The sequence below is a fragment of the Rhodosalinus sp. genome (genome assembly GCF_046542825.1).
Classification (GTDB): Bacteria; Pseudomonadota; Alphaproteobacteria; order Rhodobacterales; family Rhodobacteraceae; genus Rhodosalinus.
This window is the reverse complement of sequence record NZ_JBKHAQ010000102.1, coordinates 1-10,024: the sequence shown is the minus strand read 5'-3', so window position 1 is coordinate 10,024 and position 10,024 is coordinate 1. Positions and strand designations below refer to the sequence as shown.

Sequence of the window (10,024 nt, the reverse complement as noted above, 5' to 3'; positions counted from 1 at the left end):
GCGCTCGCACGGGCCGAGGAGGCCCTTTCGGAGGGCCGGCCGGATGCGGCCGAGCCGATCCTCGCCGAACTGGCCGCAGGGGGGGGCGACGTGGGGCCGCTGGCGCTGGCCGCGCTGATCGAAGCCCGCGCCGCAGTCGGGCAACCGATCGAGCCGCAGACCGTGGCACTTGTTGCGGGTCACGCACGCGAATACCGGGACCAGTCGATCGGGCCGCGCATCCGGCGTGCCCATGTGCTCGCGCTGGCCGGGGCCGACGAACTGGACGCGGCGCTTGAGGAGGTCGCAGGATTCGATCGTGCCGGCCTGCCCTACGACCGCCCCGGCACGCTGGGGCCCCTCTGGACGGCGATCGCCGCTGCGACGGATGATCCGGCATTCCTGCGCCGCGCGCTCGAGGCGGACGCAGCGCCGGACGGCCTGCCCGCGTCTGCGGCGCGGGCCGTGGCGGCGCGGCTGCTTGCGTTGGGTCTGCCCGATGCCAGCCTGGCCTGGCTCGCCGGGCCGGACGCGGGCGGCGCCAGGCACCGGCTTCTGAGAGCCGAGGCGGCGCTTGCCCTTGGCCGACCCGGCGAGGCCGAAGCGTTGCTGTCCGGCCTGCAATCGAGACGGGCCGACAGGCTGCTTGCGCAGGCGCGCGCCGACCAGGGCGATCATGCCGCCGCCGCGCAGCTTTTCGAATCAGTAGGCCAGACGGATGCGGCGGCACGCCATCGGTTTCTGGCCTCGGGCCCGGACGAGGAAGCGGCAGAAGCCCCCCCGCCGCCGGCCGGCGCGCCGGACGCCAGACAGGCGGCGACGGAATCCGATCCAGCCGAGGTTGCCGTGCCCGTCGCCGTCACGGCGTCGGACGAAACCGAAGACGAAGCAGCAGAGGCAGGCCCGGCGCAACGCGCGTCCGGGCCGCCGGACCGGGGTGCCATGCACCCTTCCACAGGCGTTCTTGCCCGAAACAGGGCGCTGCTGGAACAAAGCGCAGCCACGCGCGAGGCGCTGACGGATCTGCTGACCCGTGTCGAGGGCCCCCGCGCCACGCGGTGACGCACGCCGGTCCGCGCACTTGGCTGGTGTCAACCTTCCCTCAACCCTGGTCTGCCAGCCTGAGCCCGGGCCCGACTCGGCGGCCCGGTCGGTGCAGAAAGCGCTGGAGCGTCGGAATGCGAGCTTGCGAGGTCCCGTGCAGCCAGGGGCGTCAGTCTTCGGTACGACCGCCCACGTCCTGGCGTGGGCAGAGGATCGAACCCCCGGCGTACTGTCGCGCGCCGCGGGGGGTGCCCGCCTGGCCGGGCTGGACCGCCCTGCGTCAGGCCGTTCCCGGCGCAAAGGCTCTGCAACCAACCTCACTCCCGCGCGGCGGTCGCGCGACTGTCTCGAGCGTGATCCGCTGCCACGGCGTCTTTTGCCGCATCGTGGCCGCCGTGCTTCTGCCGGTCCTGCTTGCGATGCCCGCCGCGCTCGCATCGCGCGAGGCCGCGCTTTGTGACAGGGCTGCGGCGCACGCCGCGGCCAGCACGGGCGTGCCGCCGGAGGTCCTTCACGCGATCACGCGCGTCGAGACCGGTCGTCACCGGAACGGCACGCTGCAGCCCTGGCCCTGGACCGTCAACATGGAGGGCGACGGGCGCTGGTTCGAGACTCGCGCGGCACTGCTCGCCTATGTCGACCGGCACATGGCGCGGGGCGCGCGCAGCTTCGATCTGGGCTGCTTCCAGATCAACTATCGCTGGCACGGTCATGCCTTCGTCTCCGTGGACGAAATGACCGACCCGGAGGCGAGTGCGCTCTATGCGGCGCGCTTCCTGGGCGACCTCTACGCCGAAACCGGGGACTGGACCGCTGCGGCGGGCGCCTATCATTCGCGCACGCCGGTGCATGCCCGGCGCTACCGCGCCCGGTTCACCGAAGTGCTGGCTGGTCTGCGTGACCTGGGCGGGGCCATGACTGCGCCTGCTGCGGCGTCCGCGCCCGTCGCCCCCGCGCCGCGCGTGGGCCAGCCCTTTCCGCTCTTCGCGCGTGGGACCGGGCCCGGCAGTCCCGGCTCCCTCGTGCCGGCCGGCGTGACCGCGGCACGCCCGCTGTTCCAGACAGGAGGTTGACCCCCCGTGCCAAGCTTCTCGTCGCAGGCGCTTTTCCGGCCGACCATCCTGCTTGCCATGGCGCTCATGGCCGTCATCGCCATGATGATCCTGCCGATGCCGGCCTGGGTGCTCGACATCGGTCTCGCGGCCTCCTTCGGGCTCGCGATCCTGATCTTCACGGTCACGCTGTTCATCGAGAGGCCGCTCGACTTCTCGGCCTTCCCGACGATCCTGCTGGCCTCGCTGATGCTGCGGCTGTCGCTCAACGTCTCCTCGACCAAGCTGATCATCGGCGAGGGCCACACCGGCACGCATGCGGCCGGGGAGGTGATCCGGGGCTTCGCCGACTTCGTGATGGGCGGCAGCGTCGCGCTTGGCCTCGTGGTCTTCTGCGTGCTGCTGATCGTCAATTTCACGGTAATCACAAAGGGTGCCGGGCGCATGGCGGAGGTGGGTGCACGCTTCGCGCTCGACGGCATGCCGGGCAAGCAGCTCGCCATCGACAGCGACATGTCGGCCGGCGCGATCGACCATGCCGAGGCGAGGGCACGGCGCGAGCGCGAACAGCAGGAAACAAGCTTCTTCGGCTCGCTGGACGGGGCCTCGAAATTCGTCAAGGGCGATGCTGTCGCCGGGTTGCTGATCACCCTGCTCAATCTGGTGATGGGCCTGGCCATGGGCATTCTGGCGCATGACATGCCCCTGGGCCGCGCGTTCGAGACCTACGCGATCCTCACGGTGGGAGACGGGCTGGTCAACCAGATCCCGGCCGTCATCATCTCGATCGCTGCCGGTCTGCTGCTCGCCCGCGGCGGCACAACCGGCTCCGTGGATTTCGCGCTTGTCGAGCAGCTGGGGCGCTATCCCGCCGCGCTCGGGACCGTCGCGGTGCTGATGGCGCTCTTCGGTCTCGTGCCGGGGCTGCCTCTGCTGCCATTCATGGCCGGTGCCCTGATCCTGGGCGGCGCCGCGCTCGTGCTGCACCGCAAGGCCTTGCAAGAGGCAACGCGGGCGGACGAGGCGGCGGCAGCGACGGGCCCGCCCAAGCCCGCGCCGCTGGGCGACGTGCTGGAGGTGGAGGACGTGCACCTGGAATTCGCGCCGGATCTCGTGAGCATGGTGCTGGACGAAGGCACCGGCCTCGATGCCCGGATCGCCAACATGCGCCGGCACATCGCCTCGGCCTATGGCCTGATCATGCCCGAGATACGGCTGACCGACGATCCTTCCCTGCCCGCCGGCACCTACATCATCCGCATTCTCGGCGTCGAACAGGCACGCGCGCGGCTGCTGCCGGAGCAGGTTCTGGCGCTCGCGGGCGAGGCGGGGGACGCGCTGCCGCCCGGGGAGCCCGTGGAGGAGCCGGTCTATGGCGCACCGGCCCGCTGGATTGCGCCCGACGCGCAGGAGCAAGCGGTGCTGGCCGGCGTCACCGTCGTCACCCCGCCCGAGATCCTTGCCACGCATCTTCTGGAAACGCTCAAGCGCAACTTCGGACGTCTGCTCACGCTGCGGGCCTTGCGCCGGCTGCTCGACGAGATGGTCAACCTGTCCGATCCCGCCCGCGCCGCCGCCAACCGCCGCCTGCTGGACGAACTCGTGCCGGACAAGGTGCCGCTTGACGTGCTGCACGGCGTCCTGCGCCTTTTGCTGGAAGAGCAGGTGTCGATCCGTAACCTGCCGCTGATCCTGGAGGCGGTGGCCGAGGCCCGGCTCACCGCCGCAAGCCCCGAGGCGATCTGCGAGCAGGTGCGCCAGCGGCTGGGCTTCCAGCTCGTCGCCGAGCTGCGGCGCGACGACGGCACGCTGCCTCTCGTCCAGCTCGACGCCGGTTGGGAAGACACCTTCGCCAGCTATCAGGTCGAGGGCGCACGCGGCGGGCTCGACGTGGCGCTGCCGCCGGATCTCTTCAACCGGCTGGGCGACGGCGTCGCGCAGGAAGTGCGGACCGCCGGCGAACGCGGCGTGTTCCCGGCGATCGTCACCAGCAGCCGGCGGCGCCGTTTCCTGCGCACGGTGCTCTCGGCCAAGGGCGTGAGCAACCCCGTGCTGTCGTTCGAGGAAATCGGCCTCGAGGCGCGGCCCGCGCTGGTCGGGACGGTCGCCGCGTGACCGAGCTGGCGGAGCTGCTGCGGCTGGGCGAGGCCGCGCTCTGGCAGGGGGCGCTGGTCTTTCTGCGGGTGGGCGCAATGGCCGCGGTGCTGCCGGGCTTCGGCGGAGAGGCCGTGCCGATGCGGGTGCGGTTGACGCTCGCGCTGGCGTTCACCGCTATCGTCGGGCCGGCCGTGCCGGCGCCTGCCTCGGCCGAGCCGGAGTTGGGCGTCTTCCTGCGCTACCTTGCAACCGAGACGCTGGCGGGACTCGCGCTGGGCCTCGGCGTCCGGCTTCTGGTGCTCGCCCTGCAGACGGCCGGAAGCATCGCCGCGAACGTGACCTCCCTGTCGCAGCTTCTGGGCGGTGCGCAGGCGGAACCGCTGCCGGCGATCGGACAGGTGCTGACGATCGGGGGGCTCGCGCTCGCCATGATGGCGGGGCTGCATGTGCGGTTGGCGGAGCTCATGATCCTGTCCTACACGATCCTGCCCGCCGGGCTTTTCCCGGAGGCTGCCGTGATGTCCGACTGGGGCGTGGCGCAGGTGGCCGGGGCGTTCTGGCTGGCCTTCACCCTGGCCGCGCCCTTCGTGATGCTTTCGATGCTCTACAACCTGACGCTCGGCGCGATCAACAAGGCGATGCCGCAACTCATGGTGGCTTTCGTCGGCGCCCCGGTGATCACCCTGGGGGGCCTCGCGCTGCTTGCCGCATCGGCGCCACTGATGCTGTCGGTCTGGCTGGAGGCGCTGCACCTGTTCCTCGGCAACCCGGCGGCGGCGCGCTGATGTCGCAGGGCCAGCAGGAAGAAGAGAGCAGCGAAAAGCCGCACGAGCCCTCCGAGCGCAAGCTGCAGGAGGCGCGAAAGAAGGGCGAGGTGCCGCGCTCGACCGACATCGGGGCGGCGGCGACCTATGCGGGGCTTCTGGTCGCGGCGGTCACCGGCGGCGCCTGGTCGGTGGGCCAGATCGGCGCGGCCCTTTCCGTGATGATCGGACAGGCCGACCGGATCGCGCCACTCTTTTTCGAGGGCGCGCCGGCGGCGCCGGTCGCGGGCCTCCTCATGGCGCTCGCGCCGCCGCTTGCGCTTTGGTTCGGGATGCCCGCGCTGGCGGTTGTGGCGGCGGTGGCCGCCCAGCGATCCTTCACCGTCGCACCCGACAAGCTGAAGCCCAAGGCATCGCGCCTCTCGCTCGCATCGAACGCGAAGAACAAGTTCGGCCGCAATGGGCTGTTCGAGTTTTTCAAGAGTTTCGTGAAGCTCGTGGTGATCTCGGCCGCGCTCGCCCTGTTCCTCGCCACGCAACTCGACACGATCCTGTTCAGCGTCATGACATCTGCCGGCGCGGCGAGCGCGACACTGGGGCGGCTCACGCTGCAGTTCCTCGCCCTCGTCGCCGCGGTGGCCGGTTCCATGGGCGCGATCGACTTCCTGTGGCAGCACGCAGAGCATCGGCGCCGGCACCGGATGTCGCACAAGGAGCTTCGCGACGAGGCGAAGGAGGCCGAAGGCGACCCCTGGCTGAAGCAGGAGCGGCGCGCGCGGGCAGAGGCGATCGCCGCGAACCGGATGCTTGCGGATGTCCCGCGTGCCGATGTGGTGGTGGTCAACCCGCTGCATTACGCAGTGGCGCTGCGCTGGAGCCGGGCGCCCGGCACGGCGCCTTCCGTCGTGGCCAAGGGCACCGACGAAATCGCCCGCCGCATCCGGGAGATCGCCAGGGAACACGGGGTTCCGATCTACCGCGACCCGCCGACGGCGCGGGCCCTCCACGCCGAGGTGCCGCTCGAACGCGAGATCCCGCCGGAGCATTACCAGGCCGTCGCCGCCGCGATCCGTTTCGCCGAGGCGATGCGGCGGCGCGCCCGCCGGGGATGGCGATGACGGACTGGGTCCGGCTCATGCCCGCGATGGAGGCGCGCTGCCGCCGTGACGAGGCCGCACTCGCCGCCGCCCGCACGCAGGAGCGGCGCATCGAGGCGGCTCTCGCGGCGCTCGATCACCGGTCAGGCGCGGCGCTCGCCGTGGCCGGTATGGAACATCAGGCGACGGGCGCCGCGCCGCTCTGGCAGGAGGAGACACGCCGCCGGCGCGCGGCATTGCTGCGCGAGCTCGCCCTCGCCCGCGCCCGCAGCGGCGATGCCGAGGCGCGGCTGCGCGCCGCGCTCGGCCGCAAGGACGGGGTGGCGCGTCTGGCGCAGCAGGCGGCAGCGGCCCGCCACGCCGCCGCGCTGCGCAGGCAGGAGGCAGCGATGCTCGCGTGGCTGATCCTTGGCGCCGGGCGCTGATCGACCCGACTCAGACGTCCTGCCGCGCCATATCCATGATGAGCACTTCGGTGATCTGCCCGGGCATGAGCTGCTGCGCGGCCTCGGTGAGCGAGCGGCGCAGGAGGTCGAGGTTGCGCGAGCCCGTGAACTCCGCGCCGAAGCCGCCCATGTTGGCATGGTCGAAAAGCACTTGCAGCAGCGCGTCGCGCAGCTTGGGTTCGCGCGCGAAGATCGCCTCGCGCGCGCCCGGTGCAGCCTCGAAGGAGAGCGACAGGATGACCATCGCGCTGACGCGGTCGTCCCTGAGCACGGGGACGACGAACTGATTGGACAGCCGGACATATTCGCGCGGGCCCGCGGTGTCCGAAGGGGGTGCGTTGGCCGGCGTCGCGGCGCCGGCAGGCACAGGATCCTGCGCTTCGTCCGTCCGCGTCGCCGCCGCGGAGTCCTCGGGTGCCGCGGGCAGCAGCAGGCCCGCGGCCACCCCGGCGCCAAGCCCCGCGAGCGCGAGCAGCAATGGAAACAGCTTGCCCATCGGTTGCGACCTCAGAACGGCAGCACCGCGTCCAGCACCTGCTGGCCGTAGCGCGGCTGTTGCATGTCGGTGATCTGACCGCGCCCGCCATAGGAGATTCGGGCGGAGGCGATCTTGTCGTAGGTGATCTCGTTGCGGCGCGAGATGTCCTCGGGGCGGACAAGCCCGCGTACCAGCAGTTCGCGCAACTCGAAGTTCACGCGCACCTGCTGGCTGCCGTGGATTTCCAGAACCCCGTTCGGCAGCACGTCCGTCACGGTGGCCGCCACGCGCAGCGTCAGTTCCTCCTGCCGGCGCACGGAGCCGTCGCCGCTGGCTTCGCTGGCACTGTCGAGTTCCACTGCATTCGCCAGCGAGGCGCCGGCAGGAAGCTCCGCGTCCGCGCGTTGCGGCAGACCGAACAGCTGGGGCAGGCCAAGGCTTTGCGAGCCGCGGCGTCCGCGTGCGGATTCGTTCGAGATCTCGGCGCTTTCGTCGATCTCGATCACGACGGTCAGGATGTCGCCACGCTGCATCGCGCGCCGGTCACCCAGGAGCGAGCGCTGTCCGGCCGACCAGAGCGAGGACTCGCGGCCCGGCAGGGGCGAGGCGATCTGGGCCGGAAGGCCGGGCGAGAGCATCGCGAAGCGTTCCGCGCCTGTCGGCGTCTCGGTGAACTCGGGCGGCCGGCCGAGTGGCGCGGTCGAGCAGGCCGCGAGCAGCGGCAGAAGGGCGAGGGCGGCGACACGCATGGGCATTCCTCAGGGATTGACGCGGACCGAGCCGTCGGGCGCGACGGTGCCCGTGACGCTCATCCGCGAGGACAGGTTCATCACGCGGACCGGCTCTCCCTCGGCGGCGCGGCTCAGGGCGCGGGCCTCTGCGGTCACCTTGAGGCCGCCGCGCGAATAGACGACGCTGACGATCTGGTTGCGCTCGACCAGTGCCGGCGCGGCCGTCTGGCCGCGCATGACCGGTCGGCCGGGGTAGAGTGCGATGCGCGCCTCGCGGCCGACGGCAGCCGCCGGGTCGGTCAGTGCGCCCGGCACCTCGCCCTCGGCCAGGATCACGTCGCCGGGGCCGATCACCTCCTGTGCGCGGATCAGTCGCGTGGCAATCAGGGTCTCCGCGGTCAGCGGCGGGGCGGCGACCGTCAGGGCGAGGGCGAGCGCGGTCCGCATCAGCGCACCTGCGTGGTCGCGCCAAGCATCTGGTCGGCGGCCGAGATCACCTTGGCGTTGAGCTCGTAGCCGCGCTGTGCCTCGATCAGGTCCGTCACCTCGCGCACGGCGTCGACCGAACTGTCCTCCAGGTAGCCCTGCCGCAGCGTGCCCAGCCCGTCCTCCCCCGGTGCGGACAGCAGCGCGGGGCCGGAGGCCTCGGTTTCGGCGAAGAGGTTCGAGCCCAGCGCCTCGAGCCCCTTGGGATTGGTGAAGCCGGCCAGCACGAATTCGCCCAGCGGCTGCGCCGGCCCGCCCTCCTCGAAATAGGCGAAGACCTCGCCGTCGGCGTTGATCGACACGGCGCGCGCGTCGTCCGGGATCACGATCTCGGGCGCGACCGGATAGCCGTCGGAGGTCAGGATCAGCCCGTCGGGGCCGCGCTTGAGCGCCCCGTCACGCGTATAGGCCGGCTGGCCCGAGGGCAGTGTCACTTCGAGAAAGCCGCGCCCCTCGATCGCCACGTCGAGATCGCCGCCGGTGGCCGAGAGCGCCCCCTGCGACAGCTGCACCGAAACGGCGGCGGGCCGCACGCCCAGGCCCAATTGGATGCCCGTGGGCAGCACGGTGCCGTCAGCCGCGTTGATCGCGCCGGCGCGGGCAAGTTGCTGGTAATGCAGGTCCGCGAACTCGGCCCGTCGCGCATTGTAGCCCGTCGTGGACATGTTCGAGAGATTGTTCGAGATGACCTCGACCCGCGTCTGCTGGGCGCTCATTCCCGTGGCGGCGATCGCAAGGGCACGCATGGGGTTCTCCTATTTCACGAAGGTTCTCAGGGCGGTGCGCAGGCGCTCGTTCTCGGCATCGAGAAAGCTCTGGCCCATCTCGTAGGCCCGCTGCACGGCGACCATGCGGGCGACCTCGCCGATGGGATCGACGTTCGAGGCCTCCAGGTAGCCCTGCAGGATGCGGCCCGGCGCACCGGGCTCCGTGCCGCCCTCGGCGCGGAACAGCACGCCGTCCTCGCGGCGCAGGCCCAGCGGATCGACAGGCGCCCAGAGTCCGATCTGCCCGATCGGGCGGCCATCGGCGCTGAGTGTGCCGTCGGCGGCCAGCGCCACGCCTGCCGCGTCCGGCGGCACGAAGACCGGCGCGCCGCCCGCGTCGAGCAGGCGGTGCCCGTCGGGCGTGACAAGCTCGCCGGCCGCGTTGGGCGTGAAGCTTCCCGCCCGCGTCAGCCGCTCGCCCGCCGCGGTTTCGACCAGGAAAAATCCCTCGCCCTCGATCGCGAAGTCGAAGGGCGCGCCGGTGGGTGCGGTCTCTCCCGGCAGGGTCGAGGTGGCGCGCACGTTCGCCGCGGCCATCGAAAGGGACTCGTCGCCGCCGGTGCGGCGCACGAATTCGGAAAAGATCACGCCCTCGCTGCGGAACCCGGTGGTGCCCATGTTGGCGATGTTGTTGGCCACCGCCTGCAGTTCGCGCACGAGGCCGGACTGCCGGGCGAGGGTGACATATGTCGCGTGTTCCATTTCAGCCTCCGGCGATCAGCGGCATGATCTGCTCGTGCAGGAAGGACACCAGCATCTGCGTCATGAAACCCATCGACACCCAGAAGACGGCGACGATCGCGATCAGCTTGGGAACGAAGGTCAGCGTCATCTCCTGGATCGAGGTGAGCGCCTGGAACAGGCCCACGGTGACACCGGCCAGAAGTGCCGCTGTCAGGACCGGGACCGAGATGATCACCGCGATCCAGAGCCCCTGCCGCAGGGTGTCGAAGAACAACGCCTCGCTCTGCATCAGACCGGCATCCGCAGGATTTCCTGATAGGCCTCGACCACCTTGTCGCGCACGCTGACCGCGGTCTGCACGGCCAGTTCCGACTGCGCCAGCGCCATGACGAGGGCGTG

12 protein-coding genes and 1 pseudogene are annotated in these 10,024 nt (G+C 71.1%); 6 read left to right on the top strand and 7 right to left on the bottom strand.

Going from position 1 to position 10,024, the window contains the following annotated elements; translation table 11 throughout:
* From ACLFOB_RS12195 to ACLFOB_RS12170, 6 genes and pseudogenes are all read left to right on the top strand, one after another.
* A pseudogene (locus tag ACLFOB_RS12195) lies at positions 1 to 1,041 on the top strand (hypothetical protein); the annotation flags it as partial.
* A 335-nt stretch (positions 1,042 to 1,376) separates the two neighbouring features.
* Entirely contained in the window at positions 1,377 to 2,096 is a 720-nt protein-coding gene (locus tag ACLFOB_RS12190) for a transglycosylase SLT domain-containing protein (RefSeq protein ID WP_410926234.1), read from the top strand.
* 57 nt (positions 2,097 to 2,153) lie between these two features.
* Complete coding sequence (gene flhA, locus ACLFOB_RS12185; protein ID WP_410916393.1) at positions 2,154 to 4,190, top strand: flagellar biosynthesis protein FlhA; 2,037 nt, start codon at positions 2,154 to 2,156, stop codon at positions 4,188 to 4,190.
* Positions 4,187 to 4,957 carry a flagellar biosynthetic protein FliR gene (locus ACLFOB_RS12180; RefSeq protein WP_410926233.1) on the top strand — a complete coding sequence of 257 codons (771 nt, stop codon included), beginning with the start codon at positions 4,187 to 4,189 and terminating at the stop codon, positions 4,955 to 4,957. The genes flhA and ACLFOB_RS12180 overlap by 4 nt, the downstream gene beginning before the upstream one ends.
* Positions 4,957 to 6,054 carry a flagellar type III secretion system protein FlhB gene (flhB, locus tag ACLFOB_RS12175; RefSeq protein ID WP_410926232.1) on the top strand — a complete coding sequence of 366 codons (1,098 nt, stop codon included), beginning with the start codon at positions 4,957 to 4,959 and terminating at the stop codon, positions 6,052 to 6,054. The genes ACLFOB_RS12180 and flhB overlap by 1 nt, the downstream gene beginning before the upstream one ends.
* Complete coding sequence (locus tag ACLFOB_RS12170; RefSeq protein ID WP_410926231.1) at positions 6,051 to 6,458, top strand: hypothetical protein; 408 nt, start codon at positions 6,051 to 6,053, stop codon at positions 6,456 to 6,458. The genes flhB and ACLFOB_RS12170 overlap by 4 nt, the downstream gene beginning before the upstream one ends.
* A gap of 10 nt (positions 6,459 to 6,468) precedes the next feature.
* On the opposite strand, the gene ACLFOB_RS12165 is transcribed toward ACLFOB_RS12170, so the two are convergent.
* The 7 genes from ACLFOB_RS12165 to ACLFOB_RS12135 all read right to left on the bottom strand — a co-directional run.
* Positions 6,469 to 6,975, bottom strand: coding sequence for a flagellar basal body-associated FliL family protein (locus ACLFOB_RS12165; RefSeq protein WP_410915588.1), 507 nt, complete (start codon positions 6,973 to 6,975; stop codon positions 6,469 to 6,471).
* 11 nt (positions 6,976 to 6,986) lie between these two features.
* Positions 6,987 to 7,706 (bottom strand): flagellar basal body L-ring protein FlgH, encoded by a 720-nt coding sequence (flgH, locus tag ACLFOB_RS12160; RefSeq protein WP_410915587.1) that lies wholly within the window; start codon positions 7,704 to 7,706, stop codon positions 6,987 to 6,989.
* A 9-nt stretch (positions 7,707 to 7,715) separates the two neighbouring features.
* Entirely contained in the window at positions 7,716 to 8,135 is a 420-nt protein-coding gene (gene flgA, locus ACLFOB_RS12155) for a flagellar basal body P-ring formation chaperone FlgA (protein ID WP_410926230.1), read from the bottom strand.
* Positions 8,135 to 8,920: a flagellar basal-body rod protein FlgG gene (flgG, locus tag ACLFOB_RS12150; protein WP_410926229.1), complete on the bottom strand. Its 786-nt coding sequence runs from the start codon at positions 8,918 to 8,920 to the stop codon at positions 8,135 to 8,137. Before flgG ends, flgA begins: the two co-directional genes overlap by 1 nt.
* 9 nt (positions 8,921 to 8,929) lie before the next feature.
* Positions 8,930 to 9,643: a flagellar hook-basal body complex protein gene (locus tag ACLFOB_RS12145; protein WP_410926228.1), complete on the bottom strand. Its 714-nt coding sequence runs from the start codon at positions 9,641 to 9,643 to the stop codon at positions 8,930 to 8,932.
* Between the two features lies 1 nt (position 9,644).
* Positions 9,645 to 9,914, bottom strand: a complete 270-nt coding sequence (locus tag ACLFOB_RS12140; RefSeq protein ID WP_410915583.1) for a flagellar biosynthetic protein FliQ — start codon at positions 9,912 to 9,914, stop codon at positions 9,645 to 9,647.
* Positions 9,914 to 10,024, bottom strand: a 111-nt coding sequence (locus tag ACLFOB_RS12135) for a flagellar hook-basal body complex protein FliE (RefSeq protein WP_410926235.1), incomplete at its 5' end; no start/stop codon positions are given. The genes ACLFOB_RS12135 and ACLFOB_RS12140, both read right to left, overlap by 1 nt.